This window comes from Tamaricihabitans halophyticus, from assembly GCF_004340875.1.
Classification (GTDB): Bacteria; Actinomycetota; Actinomycetes; order Mycobacteriales; family Pseudonocardiaceae; genus Tamaricihabitans; species Tamaricihabitans halophyticus.
Genome location: NZ_SLXQ01000006.1, coordinates 1 through 22,520 on the forward strand (window position 1 = coordinate 1; position 22,520 = coordinate 22,520).

At 66.9% G+C, this 22,520-nt stretch carries 19 protein-coding genes; 12 read left to right on the plus strand and 7 right to left on the minus strand.

The annotated features are described in order from the left end of the window. Positions 1-148 precede the first annotated feature (148 nt). The 3 genes from EV191_RS15210 to EV191_RS15220 all read left to right on the plus strand — a co-directional run bounded on the left by EV191_RS15210 (position 149) and on the right by EV191_RS15220 (position 2,993). Entirely contained in the window at positions 149-451 is a 303-nt protein-coding gene (locus EV191_RS15210) for a hypothetical protein (RefSeq protein WP_207894540.1), read from the plus strand. A 270-nt stretch (positions 452-721) separates the two neighbouring features. Then, positions 722-1,447, plus strand: a complete 726-nt coding sequence (locus tag EV191_RS15215; protein ID WP_243658975.1) for a PDR/VanB family oxidoreductase — start codon at positions 722-724, stop codon at positions 1,445-1,447. A gap of 157 nt (positions 1,448-1,604) precedes the next feature. Beyond that, positions 1,605-2,993 (plus strand): MFS transporter, encoded by a 1,389-nt coding sequence (locus EV191_RS15220; RefSeq protein ID WP_132877726.1) that lies wholly within the window; start codon positions 1,605-1,607, stop codon positions 2,991-2,993. Between the two features lie 36 nt (positions 2,994-3,029). Here the strand turns inward: EV191_RS15220 and EV191_RS15225 are convergent, their stop codons facing one another. From EV191_RS15225 to EV191_RS15235, 3 genes are read right to left on the minus strand one after another with little or no spacing between them, the layout of a single operon-like run. Beyond that, positions 3,030-4,493, minus strand: a complete 1,464-nt coding sequence (locus tag EV191_RS15225; protein ID WP_132877727.1) for an amidohydrolase family protein — start codon at positions 4,491-4,493, stop codon at positions 3,030-3,032. Beyond that, on the minus strand, positions 4,490-5,371 hold the full coding sequence (locus EV191_RS15230; protein WP_132877728.1) for a serine hydrolase: 882 nt from the start codon (positions 5,369-5,371) through the stop codon (positions 4,490-4,492). The genes EV191_RS15225 and EV191_RS15230 overlap by 4 nt, the downstream gene beginning before the upstream one ends. Before the next feature lie 19 nt (positions 5,372-5,390). Then, a complete protein-coding gene (locus tag EV191_RS15235) occupies positions 5,391-6,626 on the minus strand; it encodes an NAD(P)/FAD-dependent oxidoreductase (RefSeq protein WP_132877729.1) in 1,236 nt (411 codons plus the stop codon). A 381-nt stretch (positions 6,627-7,007) separates the two neighbouring features. Between EV191_RS15235 and EV191_RS15240 the strand changes: the two genes are divergently transcribed. Next, positions 7,008-7,679 carry a DUF2848 family protein gene (locus EV191_RS15240; protein ID WP_132877730.1) on the plus strand — a complete coding sequence of 224 codons (672 nt, stop codon included), beginning with the start codon at positions 7,008-7,010 and terminating at the stop codon, positions 7,677-7,679. Between the two features lie 15 nt (positions 7,680-7,694). Here EV191_RS15240 and EV191_RS15245 read toward each other — a convergent pair whose 3' ends face one another. Both EV191_RS15245 and EV191_RS15250 read right to left on the minus strand, forming a co-directional pair. Continuing rightward, on the minus strand, positions 7,695-8,276 hold the full coding sequence (locus EV191_RS15245) for a hypothetical protein (RefSeq protein WP_132877731.1): 582 nt from the start codon (positions 8,274-8,276) through the stop codon (positions 7,695-7,697). 32 nt (positions 8,277-8,308) lie between these two features. After that, positions 8,309-9,157 (minus strand): NAD(P)H-binding protein, encoded by an 849-nt coding sequence (locus EV191_RS15250; RefSeq protein ID WP_132877732.1) that lies wholly within the window; start codon positions 9,155-9,157, stop codon positions 8,309-8,311. 80 nt (positions 9,158-9,237) lie between these two features. On the opposite strand from EV191_RS15250, the gene EV191_RS15255 reads away from it, so the two are divergent. From EV191_RS15255 to EV191_RS15290, 8 genes are all read left to right on the plus strand, one after another. Next, complete coding sequence (locus EV191_RS15255) at positions 9,238-10,158, plus strand: AraC family transcriptional regulator (protein WP_132877733.1); 921 nt, start codon at positions 9,238-9,240, stop codon at positions 10,156-10,158. Between the two features lie 63 nt (positions 10,159-10,221). Further along, the gene (locus EV191_RS15260) at positions 10,222-11,583 is read left to right on the plus strand and encodes a sensor histidine kinase (protein ID WP_132877734.1); all 1,362 of its coding nucleotides are present in this window, start codon (positions 10,222-10,224) and stop codon (positions 11,581-11,583) included. 14 nt (positions 11,584-11,597) lie between these two features. Beyond that, entirely contained in the window at positions 11,598-12,281 is a 684-nt protein-coding gene (locus EV191_RS15265; RefSeq protein ID WP_132877941.1) for a response regulator, read from the plus strand. Between the two features lie 78 nt (positions 12,282-12,359). Beyond that, positions 12,360-13,250, plus strand: coding sequence for an ABC transporter ATP-binding protein (locus tag EV191_RS15270; protein WP_132877735.1), 891 nt, complete (start codon positions 12,360-12,362; stop codon positions 13,248-13,250). Further along, the gene (locus EV191_RS15275; protein WP_132877736.1) at positions 13,250-14,383 is read left to right on the plus strand and encodes an ABC transporter permease; all 1,134 of its coding nucleotides are present in this window, start codon (positions 13,250-13,252) and stop codon (positions 14,381-14,383) included. Before EV191_RS15270 ends, EV191_RS15275 begins: the two co-directional genes overlap by 1 nt. 225 nt (positions 14,384-14,608) lie before the next feature. Further along, positions 14,609-15,316 carry an ESX secretion-associated protein EspG gene (locus EV191_RS15280; protein ID WP_132877737.1) on the plus strand — a complete coding sequence of 236 codons (708 nt, stop codon included), beginning with the start codon at positions 14,609-14,611 and terminating at the stop codon, positions 15,314-15,316. A gap of 120 nt (positions 15,317-15,436) precedes the next feature. After that, a complete protein-coding gene (locus tag EV191_RS15285; protein WP_132877738.1) occupies positions 15,437-15,787 on the plus strand; it encodes a hypothetical protein in 351 nt (116 codons plus the stop codon). 121 nt (positions 15,788-15,908) lie between these two features. Continuing rightward, complete coding sequence (locus EV191_RS15290; RefSeq protein ID WP_243658976.1) at positions 15,909-17,252, plus strand: TrkH family potassium uptake protein; 1,344 nt, start codon at positions 15,909-15,911, stop codon at positions 17,250-17,252. 9 nt (positions 17,253-17,261) lie between these two features. Here the strand turns inward: EV191_RS15290 and EV191_RS15295 are convergent, their stop codons facing one another. After that, positions 17,262-18,578 (minus strand): M1 family metallopeptidase, encoded by a 1,317-nt coding sequence (locus tag EV191_RS15295; RefSeq protein ID WP_132877739.1) that lies wholly within the window; start codon positions 18,576-18,578, stop codon positions 17,262-17,264. Further along, a complete protein-coding gene (locus EV191_RS15300; protein ID WP_132877740.1) occupies positions 18,575-22,510 on the minus strand; it encodes a Pls/PosA family non-ribosomal peptide synthetase in 3,936 nt (1,311 codons plus the stop codon). The genes EV191_RS15295 and EV191_RS15300 overlap by 4 nt, the downstream gene beginning before the upstream one ends. Positions 22,511-22,520: the final 10 nt, after the last annotated feature.

Below are 22,520 nucleotides of genomic sequence, written 5' to 3' on the forward strand. Positions count from 1 at the left end.
CGGCATCTGGCACAACTGGGCCACGGGCGTCACCAGCAAACGATCACTGACCGCCTACGACCACTAACACCGACCTCACGGAATTAACCATCTAGGTGGCACTGCGCCCACCTCCGTCCCCCCGTCGTCGGCACAGTGGAGTGAATTCTTGTGGGACTGCCTCGACCGCCATCCGCTCGCCGCGATCGCCGCCTGGAACGTCTCGGAAACCTCTGCCACTGGCAGCCTTGAACCAACCTTCCTAGCTGGCGAACAGCATGGGTTCGACGAAGTCGTCCGGGTGCACCGCAAGATCGAGGTCGACGAGAAGTTCCACGTTGGTCTCGGCAGGCAGGTCCTCGCCAGGTACGCGGCCACAGACGATGATCGAAACGAGATCCTGCGCGCGATGCGGGGAATGCACAGCATCGCTTCGGAGATGTTCACCCCGAGCAAGAAAGCCCCGTCCTGACGGAATCTTTGTGCGACCGGTTCTGCGAGGTGAATCATGAGCTCAGCACCAGAATCGTCTACGCGAGAGTCCTCGAATCTCCGCCTCCGAGTAACAGCGGTTCACCAAGAGGCTGAGGGGGTCATATCCCTCCGGCTTTGCTCCGCGTCCGACCAATCGCTTCCCGAATGGCAACCAGGAGCGCACATCGACCTGGAGCTAAGCCCCGGGTTGGTTCGCCAGTACTCCTTGTGCGGCGACCCTGCCGTTGCCCGGGAGTGGCGGATCGCGGTGCTGCTCGAATCAGACGGGCGCGGGGGTTCCAAGCGCATACACGAATCCGTCTACCCCGGGGATGTACTCCGAGCGAATGGGCCCAGAAACAACTTCGCACTTGTCGACTCAGAGCGGTACCTGTTCATCGCAGGCGGAATCGGCATCACGCCGATCCTGGCGATGGTTCGCGAGGTCGCAGCCCGAACCAACGCCTGGACGTTGCTCTACGGCGGGCGAACCCGCCAATCGATGGCGTTTGTGGAGGAGCTCCGAGAGTACGGTGGCGGCGAACGGTACATCCGGCCCGAGGACCAGTTCGGGTTGCTCGATCTCGATCATTTCCTCGACGCTCTGGACCCTCGCACCACGGTCTACTGCTGCGGCCCGGGCCCGCTGCTCGACGCGGTGGCCCAGCGGTGCCCGAGCGAATCGCTGCATCTCGAGCGATTCACTGCCGGCCCCGCGGCCAGTAGTGGCGGATTCGAAGTACGGCTTGCCCGGTCGCTCGACCGCCTACATGTCCCGGACGGTACGAGTCTTCTGGAAGCGCTCGAAGACGCGGGTTACGAGATAACGAACTCATGCCGAGCCGGGATCTGCGGCACGTGTCTATTGACTGTGAGCAAAGGAATCCCGGACCACCACGATGATGTACTGACCGACGATGAATATGAATCCAACGCTATGATCCTGCCCTGCGTTTCCAGGTCAAAAACCGATGTCCTGGTGCTGGATCTCTGATCGTGGAGCACCGGTCGGATCGCTAGTTCGGAGACGCGCGGCCGGCGACGCGAGGTTGACTTCCTCGCCACGCTTCGGCCAGCAACATCGCGTACGAGCCGTGATCACGAGTGGAATCGCTTCCGCCGCATAATGATACAGTCGTATCATACGATACATGCGTATCAGAAAGGCGGCGGCGACCTCGTTGCAACGGCTGGGACTGTGGACTTCATGCGTGGCTCAGCTGGTCGTCGTGCTGGACATCTCCGTGGTGAACGTGGCGCTGCCATCGATCCAGGCCGACCTCGACCTCGGGCGCGTTTCGACATCGTGGGTGGCAATGGCGTACAGCCTCGGCTTCGCCGGAGTGCTGCTGGTGGGCGCCCGGCTCGCCGATGTCGTAGGCACCGCACGGCTGCTCGCCTGGAGCATCGGCGCGTTCACGCTGGCGAGCGCCGTCGGCGGGCTGGCACCCGAAGGCTGGGTACTGATCGCCGCACGTGCCGCACAGGGCATCTCCGCCGCGGCGGTCTCGCCCGCGACCTTCACCCTGCTCACCACCACCCACGCTGAGGGTCCACATCGGACACGAGCCATCGCCGTCTGGACCGCGGTAAGCCTGGCCGGCGGCGGGATCGGCAATATCGCCAGCGGATTACTCACCGACCTGATCTCCTGGCGGGCCACCCTACTGATCAACCTACCCATCGGGGTCGGCGTCGTCATCGCGGCGCTCGCGCTCCATCGACGGGCTGTCGACGAGCGCCGCCGCGTACGCATCGACCTGGTCGGCGCGATATTCGCCACCGGCGCGTTCGGCTGCGCCACCTACGCGCTGTCCACGATCGGCGAGCAGGCGACCGGCCAGCTTTCGGCGGTAACGGGTCTTGCCGCTGTCGCGCTGTTCGCCCTACTCGCCGTCCAACAACGGCGCAGCCCCCACAAGCTGGTACCCGGCCTCCTTGCACGGAGCCGACCGGTGGTTCTCGGCAACATCGCGATCGCGCTGACCGGAGCCTGCTTCCAAGTCGGCCTGTGGTACTTCCTCACCTACCGCATGCAGACGCAACTGGGATACTCGCCGATCCAGGCCGGCCTGGCCTTTCTGCCGCTCACCGCCAGCATGCTGGCGGTGAACCTCGTGGTCACACCTCGCCTGATGAAGCGATACGCGTGCAGCTCGCTTATCGCGCTCGGTGTCGTGATCGCGGTGCCCGGACTGCTCTTGTTGACCGTCCTCGGCCATGGTTCGTTCGCACTCGCGATCCTGGTGCCCAGTGTCGTGCTCGGAATCGGTGGTGGACTGCTGAACACACCGCTGGCCACGCTCGTCACCACCGGCGTCCGCGCCGAGCACGCTGGCGCGGCCTCCGGCCTGATGAACACCGCGAAGCAATTTGGTGGCGCGATCGGTCTCGCCGCCGCGACCACCGTCGCGGGCGCCGCGGGTACCGACCGCGCGGCCTTTGCCCTGATGGCGGTTGCACTGCTGGCGGTTATCGCCGTGACCACAGGAGTCCCCAAGTGCTCCGACGTCCGTAATCCGGTAGCCGGGGGCCGCTGAACCGCGTTCGTTAGGGATCTTGCGGTCGCGGCGGGGTTATCCGCCGCGCAGCGGGCGTCCGGGGAACGCGTCGGTGTCCAGTTCCCCCTCGCGTACCACGAAGGTGCCGTTCACGAGCAGGTGCCGCACTCCCTGCGCGGTCCTCGTCGGATCGGCGAAGGTGGCCCGGTCGGTGACGTTGTCTGGGTCGAGCACCACGATGTCGGCATCCGCGCCAATGCCCAAATGCCCCTTCCCGTTCATCGCGGTACAGACCCCATCCAGCACTCGCGCGGGCAGGTAGGAACACCGACGGAATGCCTCGAGCCACGTCCATACGCCGTGCTCGCGCACCATCAGCCGCAGCGACTTGGTGAACGTACCGGCGGTGCGCGGGTGGGTGCGCCCACCGGCCGGCAGGGGCCATTCGGTGCTTTCCGTGCTGCCGTCCGGTAGGTGGACCCACATCGCATCGCTGGCCACGATGCCGTCTTCGAAGGCCAGCGAGTGGCGCAGCAGTGCCCTGTCGTCCTCGGCGCGTTCGTCGAGATAGTGCACGATGCACGGCGCGCCGGGATCGTTCGCGCGCACCTCGGCCAATCGCGCCACGTCAGCGATCCGCTCACCAGTGTCCACAAGTACCAGATCCGAAGGAGCCATCCCCCAGGCTGGCAACCGTTCCGGAGAAAGGAAGAACGCGCCGATCGCGGTCGACCCAGCACCGTAAGGGTACGCCTCGACGGTAACGCGGGAACCCCCAACCCGCGACTCGTCCAAAGTGGAGAGAACGCGGTCGATGTGCCGCCGCGAGGTGCTGTTCACGTGGCAGTGGTGCATGGCCGCCCCGGTTTCCGCCGCGGCCATGGCGATCTCACTCGAGCCGTCCACCGGGGTGGTTGGGTCGGCCTCGACCAGCTCGCGCACATGGGTGAAGGTCGGCGCCCCCACTCGCGCGGCAAGCCTTGCCACGTCAAGGAATTCCGCCGGATCGGTGCGTGGCGCGTAACCAAGCAGGATGCCGATGCCGAGCCCACCGGCCCCGAGCTCGGTTTCCAGCGTGCCGAGCCATGCGGCGCGTTCCTTCGACGTCGAGGAGCGCTGCCATTCCGGTACGCCTAGCACGGCGAGCGTGTGCTCCGGTTCGGTACCGGTATGCGCCATGTATCGTGCGCTTGCCCAGGATGCGGCGTAACCATAGTGCAGCGGGCGCCCTGCCCGCGCGGCGTCGTCGTAGGCGGTATCCACCCGCAACGCGCCAGCCTCCAGTTCCAGCGTGGCGCACACGCCGTCCATAGCCTGCAACCGCTGCCCGGCGATCGAATCCACATGGCTGTGCAGGTCGATGAATCCCGGCCCGACAACGAGGCCGGTCACATCGAGCACCTGCGCGCCGTCCGGCGCCGACAGGTCAGCGCCGATCGCGGCCACCCTGCCATCGCTGACCAACAGATCCGCGGTACGTGTGCTCGCCGTGCCCGGATCGCACACCTGGCCACCGCGCAGTAGTACGTGCTCGCTCATCCCTGCCTCCGCAATTCCTCGACCGCCCGTGCGGCGGCGAATCCGATAAACCCATCCCGCTCCGGCGCCTGGGCGCGAGCGTCGATCGCCTCGGTGAACACCGCTACCGCGAACCGCTCGCCGTTCGCATACTCCACGACCCCAACCTCATTGCGGATCGTGGGCAGGGTGCCGGTCTTCCCGCTGATCCGTACCTCGTCGGTGTGGAAGCCGGACCGCAGCCGGTGTGGCCATACCTGCAGCCCGAGCCAGCGGCGCACATTCGCACAGGCGGCTGGCCCCGCCGCCTCGTCTCGCCAGATCATGCTGAGCAGCGCGGTCATGTCCAACGCCGTGCTGCGACAGGTCTGCTCCGGTCGCAGCGCGCGCAGGCTACGCAACTGTGTCGGAGAAAGCTCGGTGAGCGCGCGTTCGTCGTCCGCGTAATCGAAACCGAGGTCCGCGCCGATCGTGCCGAGCAGTTCGGCGCAGTCCTGTTCGATCGCGGTGTCCGCCAGGCCCAATCGATCACACAGCTCCCGGACGGCGCGTTTGCCGATCCTGGCGAACACCACGTCGGTGGCGACGTTGTCGCTGATCCCGATCATCAGCGTGGCCAGCGCGTCGAGCGAGAGCGTGGCCGGATGCTGGAAAGTGGCCAGCCCGTACGGTGAAGCGACCTTTGGCCCGGCGGGCACGGTGACCTGTTCGGCGAGGTCGCACCGGCCCCGCTCGGCCTGGTTGGCGAGCTCGACGGCAAGCGGCACCTTGAATACCGATGCGAGCACCACGGGCGTGGTCGCATCAATACCGAGGCTGGCGGTCCCGTCGATGGCGCGGGCATGCATCCACACACTGACACCGACTTCCTCGGCACGGGCGATGATCTCGTCAGTCATCAAGCTCCCTTCGCGCGGCTCAGCGGGTCGGATCCAGCCAGTCGAGTTCGGGGCCGATGCTTCCAGTAGCCATGCGCTCGGCAAGCAGCCGGCCGGTCAGCGGGCCGAGCGTGACCCCCCACATGCCGTGCCCGCCCGCGATATAGACGCCCTCGGTCGTAGAGGGGCCAACCAGCGGGATCCCGTCCGCGCTCAGCGGCCGGGCACCAACCCACTGATCCTCGATGCGCGACCAGTCGGCGCCGGCAAGCAGCGGCCGCAGTGCTCGCACGGTGGCCGCGATCCGGGCCGGGTCCAGCGGTGCGTCCGGGCGCTGGAACTCCATAACGCCCGCGACCCGCACGCGATCCCCACGCGGCGCGAGCGCCGCCCTGGCCGCGGGGAAATACAGCGGGGAGCGCAGCGGCTGGCGCAGTGGCACGGTGAAGCTGTACCCGCGTCCGCCGAACTGGGGCATGCGTACCCCGTGTGGGGTAGCCAGCTGGGGTAACCACGCGCCACTGGCGAGCACCACCGCGTCCGCTTCGCGGCCGCCGTCGGCACTGGACACCCGGATTCGTCCGGCGGTGCGCTGGATGCCCGAAACCGCCAGGTGCTCGGTGATCGTGCCGCCCCGCGCGCGCACGCTCGCGGCGAGCGCGCTCGCGTACGCGACCGGATCGATATACCGCTGCCCGCGCACGACCATCGCGAGCCGAATCTGCTCGGAGAGGTTGGGCTCGGCATGTCTTGCCTGGTCCCCGGTGAGGAGTTCCACGTCCACCTGCTGGCCACTGGCGACCACGCCGTCCAGTTCGTGCTGCAGACCGGTCGCCTCCGCCGCGCCTGTGAAGGCAGCGAGCAGGTCGGCGGCGCGCACCTCGGCGCGCACTCCGTCCGTTAGTTGCGCGTCGAACGACTCGAAGATCCGTTCATTGAGCATCCGGTAACCGGCCATGGCCTTGCTCCAGCGCGCTGTGGTGCAGTTTCTGCTCAGCCGCAGCAGGAACCGGGCTAGCTCCGGGTCCGCACGTGGCGGCAGCCGGACTGGAGAGTGCCGATCCATCACGGCGCGAATCCCGTAGCGCAGGATCGACGGTTCCGGAAGCGGGACCGTGAGGGCTGGCGCGAGAAAACCCGCGTTGCCCCAGGATGCCCCGGACCCGACCGCGGCCCTGTCCAGCACTTCGACGTCGATGCCGTACTCCTGTAGGGACCATGCGCAGGACAGGCCGACCATGCCCGCACCGACGACAACGACCTTGCGCGGCCCCATTCCCCAGCTCCCTTCGCCGGTACAGCGATGGGAACCAAGCTAAGGCGACCGGCGGGCACTGGCTTAGGTGTCCACGACCAATTCAGTGCTGGTCTTTTGTGCGATCCAACGAAGCGCGGCAGCCGGTCACGGAACGTACTCACCACTGCCGCGGCCCCGCTAACCTTAAAGAACACGAACACGGAGCGTCACTCATCGCAAGATCCCTAAAGAATGCGGTTTCTGGGACTGGTCCGCAACCACGAGGACGCTTGCGCGGCAAGGCCGCGACAAGCTGACCGGACCGAGAGCCGCGCAGACGGGTAACCTACGGGCGTATCGCGATCTTGACCGCGCCACGGCGCGGTGCAACGAAACGACCCCGAGCAGTGAGGATGTCTGGTGCACGAACCAACCACGTCGGTACGCCTGCACGTAGCGGACAGCGGTGACACGCTCACGATCACCCCGAAACAACTCGTCGTCGCCGGTTACACCGCGCGCGACGCGGACGCGGTCGCCGAGCACATCGCCGAACTCGCGGCGATCGGCGTCCCCGCCCCGGATACCGTCCCCACCTTCTACGATCTCGACCCAGCACTGATCACCACCGAATCGGCGCTCAGCGTGACTGGGCCATCGACCTCCGGAGAAGCGGAACCGGTAGTAATCCGCCATAACGGCCACTTCTATCTCGCGATCGGCTCCGACCACACCGATCGCGCACTCGAACGCGCGGATATCGCCAAAGCGAAGGCGGCCTGCCCGAAGCCACTCGGCGAGTCGGTCATTGACCTCGGCACCGATCTGTCCATTCCAGACTGGGATTCGGTGGAAATGGATTCCAGTGTGGACGGTCAGCCGTACCAGCGGGGTTCACTGTCCGCGCTGCGGCATCCCTCGGAAATAGTCGACCTGATGCCAGCCGCGCTTCGCGACGGCACCGGCGACCTTGTGCTGTTCTGCGGCACACTGCCGCTGATCGGCGGCGCATTCATCCACGGCAGCGCTTGGCAAGTGCGCCTCGGGCTGCCGGACGGCAGGACACTGCGGCACACCTACGAAACCAGCTGAGATCCACCGCACTGGTCAGAGATCCTCGTTGTCCGCGCCGGTCGCCAGATCCGACCAGAACGGGACGTACTCCCGCGCCGTACCGGTGTCACGCTGCCCACCGCCGAATTCCCGGTGCACGTAGTCGAGTAGGTGCGTGCCGTAGTAAATGACGTCGGTCTGGTACACGGAGAACACCGGAACACCCCGACGATCGGTGTTACCAGGCAGGTAGCGGTGCGAGAACACCGGCACCAGCTTGGGCACCTCGGCGAACCGCTCAGTGGCGATCCGGAGTGCCGCATCGAGACCCGCTGGCCGCGGCCCCCAGGACTCCGGCCAGAAACCGGCGTGCTCCACATCGAACAGTACGCCTTCGGCTGGCCAGGCCAACCGGCGACGAAGCTCCTCTTCCGGGTCCTCCCGCCAGTCAACCCAGCTGTCACCGAGCGGGAGGATCGCGGACAGCAACGCACGATGATCCGGCGCGAACCGGAAACCGAACCGCCCCTCGACCGAGTCCAACTCGTCTTCGCTCAGACCGGGGCTGATCCGCACCCCGCCCCGCTTCAGCGCGTCGACCGCACGATCAACCATCGTCTCGTCGTCTCGGTCCATCAGCCCAGCATGACTCAGCGAGGCAAGCTGTCTTAGCCGAGCCGCCACCCTCCCTCGGCCGCGGTGGCGGAGGCGAACTCCGCGAAGCTTCGCGGTGGGCGCCCGAGCGCACGCCAGACGCCGTCGGAGACGTACTCGTCGGTCCCAGCCCGAAGCGGCTCGAGGACATCCGCGAAGACTTCGGCTTCTGCTCGCGCCACGCCCTGCTGAACGAGTTCCGCCACATATTCGTCGACTGTGAGCGGGACGTACTCGATATCCCTGCCGGCCGCCGCGGAAATGGTGGCTACCGCCTCGTCCAGGGACACCGCCTTGGGGCCGGACAGCTCATAGACCGCGCCCGCATGCCGATCATCGGTCAGCGCGGCGACCACAACCTCGGCGATATCCTCGGCGTCGATGAAACTGGCCGCACCATCGCCGCCGGGCAGCCGCAACTGCCCGCTTGCGATGGCCTCGACAAAGAACCCCTCGCTGAAGTTCTGCGCGAACCACCCCGGCCTGCTAATCGTCCACTTCAGACCACTTTCCCGCACGGCTGCCTCGCTGTCCTGGATGGCCTCGAGCACACCGTCTTCGTCGCGCACATAGTCCGGGTTGTCGATACCCCGCCCCGAGGCCAGTACGAGCCGTCGCACACCATGATGTATCGCCCGCTCCACGAACGGACGAACCAGCTTCGTGCCGTCTATCTGTACAATGTAGACGGATTGCGTGCCTTCCAGAGCAGCGTCCCAGGTACCGCTGTCCGTCCAGTCGAAGACCTGCTCGCCATTGCGTGCCGCCGCGCGAACCGGCAAACCCGACGCCCGCAGTTGACGGACGACACGACGGCCAGACTTACCGGTAGCCCCGGTTACCAGAATCGGTTGTTCAGTCATAGCCACAGTCAATCCCGAAGAACCGAGACGATCCATGGCTGATGAGCTACATCTGATGTCTAATCGTCTACGATTGTCGTATGGATGCCGTTTCCGAGGTGCTGGCCGATGTGCGCGCACGTGGCGCCGTGTTCCGGCGCGCGATCATCCAGCCGCCATGGGCGCTACGGATGGCCAGCGGTGTCCCGTTGACGCTGGCCACCATGCTGCACGGCAGCGCCTGGATCCTGCCCGAACATCAGGAACCCGTGCGAATCCAGGTTGGCGATATCGCCATCGTCCGCGGCGACACGCCCTACGTAGTGGCCGACAGCCCCACAACCGCCCCCACGCAGGTTGTGACCAGCGCAGATTTCTGCACCACGAACGAGGACACCGGAGTCTGCGGCGAGCCAGCCGAGGAGCCGTCCGTGCTGGTCAGTGGTGCTTTCGAGAACTGGGGCGAGCTGAGCGAACGGCTGCTGCACACCCTGCCCGCCGTGCTGGTTGTACCGGCGGACGACCTTCCCGCCGCCTCCGTGCGGATGCTCGACGAGGAGGTCAGCCGTGCTCGACCCGGGCAGCAGCTGGTGCTCGATCGACTGCTGGACCTGCTGCTGGTGTCCGCGCTGCGCAGCTGGTTCGAGACCGCCAGCGCCGCGGTACCCGCCTGGTGCCAGGCGCTGGACGACCCGATCGCGGGTGCCGGGCTGCGCCTGCTGCATGACAACCCAACCCACCCATGGACGGTCGCGGAACTGGCGACCAAGGTCGGCGTCTCGCGTGCCGCCTTCGCCCGGCGGTTCACCGCGTTGATCGGCGAACCGCCAATGTCCTACCTCACTGGCTGGCGAGTCGCCCTGGCCGCTGATCTACTCAGGAAAACCGACCATACGGTGGACTCGATCGCCAGAAAAGTAGGCTACGCCAACGCATTCGCACTGAGCGTGGCCTTCAAACGACTCCGCGGCACCCGACCGAGCGAGTACCGCAACGCGAACCACGATTCCCCGAGCCTGTGACATTCACGCGCCTTGGCCGCCAGTAGACCACCGGCGCGCGCCGAGTGCGCTACGTTGCCGGCTATGGACACCCGGGACTCGACGGTAGCGGCGGCGCAACCCGCCGCGATCGACCAGAACGAACCCGACTGGACCAGCTGGCGGCGGCCAGGGCCAACCGGGGCACAGCAGCACCAGGACATCTGGATCGGCCTGTGCACCACGGCGGCAGCCGTCCTGGTGCTGATCCTGGTGAACAGCATCGGCGCGTTCGTCTTCGGGGAAGTGCCGTCCTTCCCGGAACAGCTGCTCTGGTGCGTCGCGGTCACGCTGCCGCTCACCGTACGTCGTCGGTTCCCGCTCGCCGTCCTGCTCATCATCGGTGCACTGTTCATCGCCGCACAGGCCAGGCAGACCGGCGACAACTTCGTGCCGTCCGTCGCGCTGTTCCTCGCCATCTACACCAGCGGCGCATGGGAACGGAACCGGACCGTCGCCCGCTGGTCCCGAGTCGGAGTGATCGCGGCGATGTTCGCCTGGCTCGGCATCGGCCTGCTGCGCTACATCGTCGCGCCACCCACCTTCGAGCGGGCCGCCGGTCCACTCGACCCCGTACTGGCAGCCGTGCTCTACGACATCGTGTTCAATCTGCTGTTCTTCCTTTCCGCCTATTTCTTCGGGAACATGGCGTGGACGTCTGCCCGCCGGCTGGCCGAGCTGGAACACCGGGCGAGCCAGCTGCGTGAGTCGCAGGAACAGAACGTGCGCGGCGCGATCGTCGCCGAACGCATCCGGATCGCCCGTGACCTACACGATGTCGTGGCGCATCACGTGTCGGTGATGGGCGTACAGGCCGGTGCCGCGCGCCGCGTGCTGGACAGCGACCGCGAACTCGCGCGGACCGCGCTGCGGACGGTCGAGCAGACCGCGCGCACCGCGATCAGCGAGCTCCGCGGCCTGCTGAGCGTGTTACGCGCCGAATCAACCAAAACGCCGGATGTCGACGAACCCGAGCAGTCCGAACACGGCTCGTCTCCCGGCCTTGACCAGCTGCCCGAACTGGTCGAGCGCACCCGGTCGGCCGGCCTCGAGGTCAGCTACGGCACGTACGGCGAGCAGCGCCCGATCTCCGAAGCAATGGCGCTCTCCGCGTACCGGATCGTCCAAGAAGCACTGACCAATGTGGTCAAACATGCGGGCGCGAGCCAGGCCGATGTACGGGTGCGGTTCCTCGCCAGCGCGCTCGAGGTCGAGGTCACTGACGACGGCCGGCGCGGAAAGACCGCCATGCGCGCGACGACCCGCGGTTTCGGCCTTGCCGGCATGCGCGAACGGGTCGCGGTACACGGTGGCGAGCTCGAAGCCGGCAACCGGGACGGCTCCGGGTACCGGGTCCGCGCCAGCCTGCCCATCCCCGCCACCGACAACCAGGAGTACGTCCAGTGACCGTCAACCCGGAAATGTCAGAACCACTTCGCGTGGTGCTCGTTGACGACCAGGAGCTGGTTCGCGCCGGCTTTCGGGTCATCCTCGGAGCGGAACCCGATATCGAGGTCGTCGGCGAGGCCAGCAACGGCGTCACCGCGATCAGCGAGGTCGCCAGGCTTCGGCCGGACGTCGTGCTGATGGACGTGCAGATGCCGGAAATGGACGGGCTGGCCGCGACAGGTCAGATCCTTGGCGATACCGATGCCGGATACCTGCCGAAGATCGTCATCCTCACCACCTTTGACGACGAGAACTACCTGTTCGAAGCGTTGCGCGCCGGCGCGAGCGGGTTCCTGCTGAAGAACTCGGCGCCAGAGGACCTCGTCGAATCGGTGCGCATCGTCGCGCGCGGCGATGCGCTGCTCTCACCCGAGGTCACCCGCAGGGTCATCACCCGATTCGCCGGCCTGGCGCCCGCCGACAACCAGCCGGCCGCGGACTACCGGCCGCCAGAGCTGACCGAGCGCGAGTACGAAGTACTGATACTGCTCGCGCGCGGATCAAGCAACGCGGAGATCGCCGCGCAGCTGTACCTCGGCGAGACGACGGTGAAGACACACGTTTCCAGGGTGCTGACCAAACTGGATCTACGGGACCGCACGCACGCGGTGGTCTTCGCCTACGAGAAGGGCATCGTCACCCCGGGCAGTGCCTAGTATCCATCGCGCGGAGGACCCCAAGATCGCTCGCTGGCCGGACGCCAGCCGGCCGGCGCGAAAGCTAGCGTTTACGCCATGCTGCAAGTGAAATCGGTCAGCCGCAGCTTCGGCGACCACCGTGTTCTGCAGGACATCTCCTTCGATGTCCGCCCTGGCCGGATGACCGGCTTCGTTGGCGCCAACGGTTCCGGCAAGACCACGACGATGCGGATCATTCTTGGGGTACTCGCCGCCCATGGCGGCGCCGTGACCTGGCGTGATACTCCGGTTACCCAGCCAGTCCGGCAACGGTTCGGCTATATGCCGGAAGAGCGGGGCCTGTACCCTAAGATGAAGATCGCCGAGCAGATCACCTGGTTCGCGCGGCTGCATGGGCTGGATCAGGCGACGGCACGCCGGAACACCGATCGGCTGCTCGCCCAGCTCGATCTGACCGAGCGGGCGAACGAAGCCCTGGAGAATCTCTCGCTCGGCAACCAGCAGCGCGTACAGATCGCCGCCGCGCTGGTCCACGAACCGGAGATGCTGATCTTGGATGAGCCGTTCTCCGGGCTCGATCCGATCGCCGTGGAGGTCGTACTCGCGGTACTCAGGGAGCACGCGGCGGCTGGCGTTCCAGTACTGTTCTCCAGCCACCAGCTCGAACTGGTCGAGCGGTTGTGCGACGACCTGGTGATCCTTTCCGGCGGCAACATCGCGGCCGCCGGTGGCCGCGATGAGCTACGCGGCCGGTTCGGCACCGAGCGATTTGAACTCGTGGTGGACACCGATGCCGGTTGGCTGCGCGACCAGCCTGACGTGCGGATCGTGGATATCGACGGACCGCGGGCGGTTTTCGAGCTGAGTTCCACCGCAGGGCCACAGGCTGATCAGGAAGTGCTGCGCGCCGCCATGCAGCGTGGCCAGGTCCGCACCTTCGCTCCCGTCATCCCCTCGCTCAGCGAGATCTTCAAGGAGGCCGTCTGATGACCACGACCGCGGCACCTGCGCGGCAGGCTCCGGAAACCGGCCAGCCGAAAGGCACCTCGTTCGCCAGCGCCACCTGGTTGGTCGCCGAGCGGGAGGTCAAATCCTTCCTGCGCACCAAGGGTTTCTGGATCGGCATCGGTGTCATCGTGGCCGCCCTGTTCGCGTTGTCCATTCTGCCCGGGCTGTTCGGGGGCGGGCAGACGTCCATCGCGGCGGTCGGCACCGACGCGAGCAGAACGTTGCAGGGATCCGATCTCGAGGTGCGCCAGGTCGCGGATCGCCAAGAGGCCGAACAGCTGGTCCGCGCGGAGCAGGTCGATGCGGCGGTGTTACCGGACCTGACCGGGCAGTCCGCTACCGGCGTACGCGTCCTCGCGCTGTCCAGTCCACCAACCGATGTCATCGCCGCGTTGAATACCGCGCCGCCTGTCGATCTACTTGAAACATCCGAAGTGGACGGGGCGCAGAGCACGATCGTCGTGATGGCGTTCAGTGTCGTGTTCATGATGTTCGCGATGGGTGGTATCGCGATCGCGCAGAGCACGGTAACCGAGAAGCAGACGCGAATCGTGGAGATCCTGGTTGCCACCATTCCGGTTCGCGCATTGCTGGCCGGCAAGATCCTGGGGCAGTTCCTGTTGACCCTGGGGCAACTCGTCATCGTCGCGGTAGCCGCGCCGATCGCACTACAGCTCGGTGGCCATACCGACCTGTTGCGCCTGATCGCTCCCGCACTCGGCTGGTTCATCCCGTTCCTGCTGGTCGCGTTCGTGTTGCTGGCCTCGCTCTGGGCCGTAGCCGGCTCGCTGGTCAGCCGGCAGGAAGACCTCGGGTCGAGCATGTCCCTGGTGATGATCCTGGTGCTGGGGCCGTACTTCGGCGTGACGTTCTTCTCGGAAAACGAGACCGTGCTGACCGTACTGTCCTATGTGCCGTTTTCCGCCGGTCTGGCGATGCCGGTGCGGATGTTCAACGAACAGGCTCAGGTCTGGGAAGCGCTGCTGTCGCTCGGCATACTCGCCGCCTCCGTCGTACTGGTTGCCGCGCTGGCCACCCGGCTGTACTCCGGGTCGCTGCTGCAAACCGGCGGCAAGGTGGCGCTCAGCAAAGCCTGGCGCCGCGCCGACTGATCTCCTGGTGCCCCACTCGCTGCGGGTTATGGGCGGGTGGGGCACCTTACGTCGCGATCAGCGGCAAACTCCTCCGGCGGACAAGGCGACCTGGTAACTTCTGTGACACGAAGATCACGTTCAGCGACGGTCTCGGTGCGCGGTACTTCCGGGGGAGGAACACGGTAGGTGAAAGCGGTAATTGGCGGTACGTTCGAACTGCCTCTTTGGGCACTTTCCGCCAGCATGCGCTGGGACAGCCTTGGTGAAAGCCATCCCGTCCTTGCCGGGCAGCCCGATTGGCAAGGCCCCGGGCAGACCACCGAGATCGATGCCAGAGCACGCGAAGTACTCGCCGCGGTCGGGCTGTACCAAGGCGATCGGCTGGATCCCCGGTTCCGCGACGCGCTGGTCGTACTGACCAGACCATCGGTGGAGTTTTCCTGCTGGGCAACCGATGCGCAGGGGCCCTACCGCATCCTGGTCGCCGCGATTGGCTCCGACGCCGTAGCACTGAGCAGGGCAGGCGATCTGGTCCGGCTGCAACCGGCACGGCCGGACGCGCTCGCCGAGGACCTTGTCGCGATGTTGCCGGACACCCAGCCGGCAAAGGCGCATGCGCTGAACGTGCCCAGATCGACCTTCGACAACCTGCTCAACCCGGCGCCGGGCGGAACTACGGGCCGAAGGGCTGACGAACATGCGGCCAAACAGTTGCGCGCGGCACTCGAACTACCCCGAACGCATACCGCCGAACTGCATGCCGCGACCCGTGATCGCTCGGGGGCCCGTAACCCCGCCGGCCGAGCAACCGTATTGGACACCGCCAAGGGCAGGTGGCTGATCCGGTCGAAGCAGAACGGCGCCAAGGGGGACGACTGGATCGTCGCCACACCAGCGACACCCCGCCTGTTGATCGACACCTTGTACGAGCTGCGCACCTCGGCCCGGTAACCGCAAGATCCTTAAAGAACGCGGTCACGGAGCGTCGTGTCGTGGCCTCACCGACCGGGGCGCTGGTCACCCACGCGAGCCGGGCCGTACACCGCCCGCGCATATGTTGTACTCGAACACATGAGCGAATTATCGAACCTTTCGGTAGGCACCACGCAACGACGGATCGCCGAACTGGCCGATGAATGGCGAGCAATCGCCAGGGCATGCCCCCGCTGGATGTTGGAAGACCGGCAAGGCGAGGTGGTGCTCATCGACTCCTGGTTCGGCGACCCACTGGTCACCCTGCACGGCCCACAGCGCGCGGCCCTCGGTCGCTACTTCCGTGCGCTGCACTGCGACGCGGGCAGCGCGCTCGCCGAAGTGCTCTGGCTGATCGGGCAGGGCGGCGGCGACCAGCGGGTGCGCCGACAAGCGCTGGAACTCTTCCGCGCGATGGGCCTGGCCGAACCCGCCCCACCCGCGAAGTAGCTTCGCGTATCACCGGACTGCCGCAACCGGAGTGTCGCGGCCAGCGCGCGCCCTCGGGACATACGCTGAGGCAACAATGGCCACCCGATACGAACAGCACGATGGCTCCCGGATTCGCCGTATGGCACGCAAGCTGCTGCCATCCGGCGGCCATCCGGCGCGCGCGGTGATGGCCGGCTTCGCCACCGCGATCGCGATCGGCACCGTGCTGCTGATGCTGCCCATCTCGTCGAATGACGGCACGGCGACGGATCTGGTGGGCGCACTGTTCACCGCGACCTCCGCGGTATGCCTTACTGGGCTCACTATTTATGACACCGGTGATCACTGGTCGGAATTCGGCCACGTCGTGATCGCTTGTCTGGTGCAGCTCGGCGGCCTCGGCATTATGACGGTTGCCTCGCTGCTCGGCCTGCTCGTCGCGCGGCGATTCGGACTGCGCATGCAGCTGAGCGCGCAGCGGGAAACCAAAGCGCTCCGCCTCGGCGAGCTACGTGCGGTAGTGGCCGGAGTCATCAAGTTCAGCCTGATCTTCGAGTTCATCATCGCCTGCATCCTTACCGGGCGGTTCTTCTTCGGCTACGAGCATTCACTCGGCAAAGCCCTGTATGAAGGCGTGTTCCACGCGATATCGGCGTTCAACAACGCGGGTTTCGCGCTGTATTCGGACAGCATGACGCGGTTCGTGGACGACCCGTGGATCGCGATACCGATCCCCGTCGCGGTGATCGTCGGCGGGCTCGGGTTCCCGGTGTGGTTCGAGATCGGACGCCGGCTACGCGGCCGGGTCCTGTGGTCGATGCACACCAAGATCACCGTGCTGACCAGCGCGGTGCTGCTGGTCTTCGCGTTCAGCTTCATCACGATCGCGGAATGGAGCAATGAGCAGACCATGGGTCCGCTCAGCGTGCCTGGCAAACTTCTCGCGGGCTTCTTCGCCGGCACGATGCCGCGCTCGGCAGGATTCAACAGCATCGAGATCGGCGAGATGCACTCATCCAGCCTGCTCCTGCAGGACGTGCTGATGTTCATCGGCGGCGGCAGCGCGAGCACCGCGGGCGGGATCAAGGTGACCACCTTCGCGCTACTCGCCTTCGTGATCTACGCCGAGCTCCGCGGCCGTTCCTCGGTGCACGTCTTCGGCCGCAAGCTCGCCGCGAGCGTGCAACGCCAGGCACTGACCATCGCGCTACTCACCGTGGGTCTTGTCATGATCACCACGCTGACTCTGCTGACCATGACCGATTTCGAGTTCGAGAAGGTCCTGTTCGAGGCCATCTCGGCAACCTGCACGGTGGGACTTTCCACCGGTATCACCCCGGATCTGCCGCCCGCGGCGCATGTCGTGATGTCGCTGCTGATGTTCGCCGGCCGGATCGGGCCGATCACCCTCGGCGCAGCGCTCGCATTACGTGATCGACCGCGCCGCTACGAGCTGCCCGAGGAGCGCGCGCTGCTCGGCTGAAGCCGGGCCTCAGGCCAGCGGCGGCAGTTCGGTCTGGTCCAGCCAACTGGTGAACAGCCCGGCCAGCGATTCGCCGGCAAGCCCCTCGGCGAGCGCGATGAAATCCGCGGTGCGTACCGTGGCGTGCCGGTACTTCGTGGCCCACGCGCGCAACAGTTCGAAGAACCGTTCATCGCCGAGCCGGCCACGTAGCGCGTGCAGGGTGAGCGCACCGCGCTTGTAGACCCGCTCATCGAACATTCTGTGCACCCCGGGATCCCCGATCCGGATATCCGCGGGGTCGCCGGCGAGCTTGCCGTGCCAGGACCGTGCATGCGCCTGCGCGGGCAAGCCGCCAGAATGCTCCGACCAGAGCCACTCGGCGTAGGTCGCGAACCCTTCGTTCAGCCAGATGTCCCGCCAGTCGCCCACCGTCAGACTGTTGCCGAACCACTGATGCGCGAGCTCGTGCGCGACGAGCCGTTCATGGGTACGCAGTCCGTCCACATGGTTGGCGCCGAAAACCGACATGCCTTGCGCCTCAACCGGATCGTCCAGATCGTCGTCGGTGACCACGATGGCGTACTCGGCAAACGGATACGGCCCGAAAAGCTCGATGAACGCGGACATGATCTCGGCCTGCCGGCCAAAATCGACCGCGAAGTTCTCCCGCAACCGAGGCGGGATCGCCGCGCGCTGGCGCACCGGATGCTCGGCGAGCACGCTTTCCGCATACAGTCCAATCTGGACGCTCATCAGGTAGCTCGCCGTTGGCTCCGGACGATCGAACGACCAGGTCGTGGTGCTCGCGGAACGCCTGCACTCGCCGGGATTTCCGGTGACCTGAACCGAGAACGGCGATGCGGTCGTCAGCGAAACCCGGTAGCTCGCCTTGTTCGACGGATGATCGTTGCACGGGAACCACGAGGGCGCGCCAATCGGCTGGCTGGCCACCAGCGCGCCCTCGGTCAGTTCCTCCCAGCCAAGCTCTCCCCACGGCCCGGGGACTGGTTGCGGATTGCCCGCGTAACTGACCTCGACCGTGAACCGCGCGCCGGGCGCGAGCGCGCGTGCCGGTCGAATACGCAGCTTCTGCTCGCTGTGCGTGTACTTCGCCAGCCGGCCGTCCACCTGCACCCGTTTAACCCGCAGTGGCCCAAAATCGAGGCTGAACCTGGACAGCGCCACCGTGGCCACCGCGGTGATCACCGCGGTTCCGGCAAGCCGGTTCGGCCCCACCCGGTAGTCCAGCGTCAGTTCGTAATGCTCGGCCAGATAGCCGCCGTTGCCGTGCGCGGGCAGATAGGAATCGGTCGAGTGATCGGCACCCGGGGCCGGCGCGCTCATTGGCCGCGTCCTGGCCGACGTTTCGTCCTCGACCAGGTCGCGATGGGATTGCCCAGCCAGCAGCTGTCCGCGGGCACCGCATCCCCCCTGGTGACCAGCGAGCCGGGACCCACCGTGGTGCGCGCGCCGATACTCGCCCCGGGAAGCACGATCCCGTGCGGCCCCAGCGTGGCACCCGCGTCAAGCTCGACCGTATCCATGCGCATCACCCGATCATGGAACAGATGGGTCTGCACCACGCAACCGCGGTTGACCACGGCACCATCGGCAAGGCGCACCAGATCCGACTCCGGCAGCCAGTAGGTCTCCAGCCATACGCCGCGGCCAATCCGCGCGCCCATGGTGCGCAGCCAAGCGGGTAGCAGCGGTGTCCCGCCAATCGCGCCCACCAACCAGGGTACGGCCAGCACCTCGACGAAGGTATCGGCCAACTCGGTACGCCAGATGAACGAGCACCACAGTGGCCGCGCACCGGAGCGGAACCGGCCAACCAGCAACCACTTCGCCACCGCGGTGAGCAGACCGGCACACACTCCGGCGCAGCTGAGCATCAGCGGCGAAAGCAGCACCGTTGCCCAGAAACCAACGGCATCGGCCATGCCGATCAGCACGCCGACCGCCAGCACCGCAAGGGCGGCCGCGCACATCACTGGAACCACCCGGCACAGCTCGACCACGCCGCGCGCGATCTTCAGCCGCCGTGGCGGCCGGAAGGTCAGCTCCTCATCGGCCTCGGTTGCCGCGCGGCGCAGTGGCATCGGTGGCATGCCCAGCCAGGAGGAGCCCTTCTTCGCCTTGTCCGGCGCGGCGGAGAGCACTCCGACCAAACCCCGTTTGGGCACCGACCGCCCTGGCGCGGTCATTCCGGAGTTGCCGAGGAATGCCTGTTTACCCACCCGAGCTGGCGCGATATGCAGCCAACCGCCGCCAAGCTCGTACGTCGCGACCATGGTGTCGTCGGCGAGGAACGCGCCGTCGGTCACCTTGGTCATCTTCGGCACGGCGAGCACCGTGGATGCCTCCACGTCCCGCCCGATCCGCGCCCCGAGCAGCCGCAGCCACACCGGGGTAAACGCGCTGGCATACAACGGGAACAGCCCAATCCTGGCCATATCCATCAGCCGCACGGTCGCCCACACCTGCCACGCGTGCCGGCTGTGCACGGGGTGATAGCCCTCGGCCATACCGATGCTCAACGCCCGCACCAGCAACAACACCAGCAGCGCGAAGGTCACCAGATAGACCACCGTGGCAAGCGGTACGGCAAGCAGCGCCGCGCCGGTCATCGTGACCACTCCGCCGCCGCTCGGCAGTCCGAGCAGCAACAGCACCAGCGCCGGAATACCCGCGATCGCCGGCAGCGCGCCGAGCAGCGTCGCGGATACGGCGTAGCCGACCAGCCAGGCGCGCGAACGACGCGGCCGGCTCTGCGGCCAGCCCGGCCCCGCCTTGCCAGCATCGCCGGCCACCCGCACCGCGGGAGCACCCGCCCAACGCTGTCCTGCCGGCACCGAACGGGTGACCACCGAACCCGCTACAACCTCGGCGCCCTTCCCGATACGCGCGCCGGGCAGCAGCGTCGCGCGGGCGCCGACGCGCGCCCCGGCGCCAATGCGCACCTTGCCGATATGCACCACGTTGCCGTCCACCCAGTGCCCGGCGAGATCGACCTCCGGTTCAACGGCCGCGCCCTTGCCGACCCGCAGCATGCCGGTAACCGGCGGTGGCGAATGCAGGTCCACGTCCTTGGCTACCTTGGCGCCAAGCGCTTTCGCGTAGTACGTCAGCCAGCAGGCGTTGCCGAGCGAACCCACCCCGCTGCGATCCGCGAGTTGCTCGGCTGCCCAGAGCCGGCGGTGCACTCGCCCGCCACGTGGGTAGCTGCCCGGCCGAATGCCGCGCAACAGCAGCCGCGCGCCGCCCGCCGCGATCCCGACCCGTCCCGGCGGGCTGCACAGCACCAGCCAGCTACCGGCGAGCAACCACCACGGGGTCGTCGGCGCCCAGGCGAAACCACCGATCCCGTGCAACAGGTTCGAAAGCGCGGCGGCGAACAGGGTGAGCCGCATGCCAGGCAGCAGCAACATGGGCAACAGGGCGAACAGCTGCCATACCCCGGTCGAGCGGGGCGTCGGGGCCACCTCATCACGGGCGGCCGGCGCGCATTCCAGCGAGTCGAGCAGCGCGGCCAGCGCACCGAGCCGAGGATGCTGGTAAACATCACTGACCGAAACCTGTGGATACCGCTCACGGATCCGCGAGATGAGTTGCGCGGCGGTGAGACTGCCGCCACCGTGCGCGAAGAAATCGGCCTTCGCGTCGGTCACCCGTACCCCGAGGGTTTCCGCCCAGCCGTTGGCCAGCCATGCCTCGGTCGCGGAGAGGTCGCCAACCGGCTCCTCGGTATCCACTGTCGACAGTGGCCAGGGCAGCGCGGCACGGTCCACTTTGCCCGATGTCTTGGTTGGCAGGTCGTCGACGATGGCGAGCAGCGGTACCAGCGCGGCCGGCAATCGTTCGCGCAGCAGCTCGGCCGCCGTTGTCTGGTCGAACTCCGCGCCATCCGCCGGGACCACGTAACCGACGAGAATCTGGTTTCCTGCCGCCGTTTCCCGCACCGCGGCCGCGCCGCCGGCGATATCCGGCAACGCCTGCAACGCGGCATCCACCTCGCCGAGCTCGATCCGCCGGCCGCCGAGTTTGATCTGCTCGTCCGCCCTGCCAACAAAGACGAGCCCTTCGGGGTCGGCCCGGACGACGTCTCCGCTGCGGTACGCCCTGGACCAGCCGAGCGAGGGCAGTGCCGCGAACTTCTCCGAGTCCTTGGCGGGATCCAGATACCTGGCCAGTCCAGCCCCGCCGATGACCAGCTCCCCGGTCCCGCCCATGGATACCGGTTCGCCCTGCTCGTCAACCACGGCAAGCTGCCAGCCGGCCAGCGGCAGGCCGATCCGTACCGGTTCGTCCCCGGTCAACCTTGCCGCGCAGGACACCACGGTTGCTTCGGTAGGTCCGTAGGTGTTCCACACCTCGCGGTCCTCGACGGCAAGCCGCTCACCAAGTTCCGGTGGGCAGGCCTCACCGCCGAAGATCAGCAGGCGAACGTCGTCCAGCGCGTCCACCGGCCACAGCGCGGCGAGTGTGGGCACCGTGGACACCACGCTGATCCGCTTGTCCAACAACCATGGACCGAGGTCCACGCCGGTGCGCACCAGCGAACGCGGCGCGGGCACCAGGCAGGCTCCGTTGCGCCAAGCGAGCCACATCTCCTCACAGGAGGCGTCGAAGGCGACCGAAAGGCCGGCGAGTACCCGGTCACCGGGCCCCAGTGGCTCGGCGGCAAGGAAGAGTTCTGCCTCCGCGTCCACGAACGCAGCGGCGGCGGCATGGCTGACCGCGACACCTTTGGGCTTTCCCGTCGACCCCGAGGTGAAGATGATCCAGGCGTCGTCCTCGGCGCTCGGCGTCCCCGGCTGGCCCTCGGGCGTGGCATAGCTCACCAGCCGGTAGCCGTCCCGGAAAACCGCGGCCACTTCGGCTTCGGCGAAAACCACACTGGCCCGTTCATCCGGGTCATCCGCGTCGACCGGCACATAGGCCGCGCCAGCGGACAAGGTGGCAAGGATCGCGATATACAGCTCGGCGGTGCCGGAGGACATCCGGATGCCAACCCGATCACCGCGACCGATACCAGCAGCGACCAGCTGGCTACGCAGTGCCGCGACCTCGTCGGCCAGCTTGCGATAGCTGAGCTCGCGGGTGCCGTCGTCGATCGCTGGGGCTCCCGGGTGCAACCGGGCCGTCTCGTTGAGTATGTGCACCAGGGTTCGCGTGCGGTCCGGCCGACCTTGCCTGGCTGGCTCGGTGCGATAGACGGCGGCGGCTTCGGCCGCCTGCCGGATCCGCGATGGACGATCCGCGGTCAGCGTCACTGGCGGCACC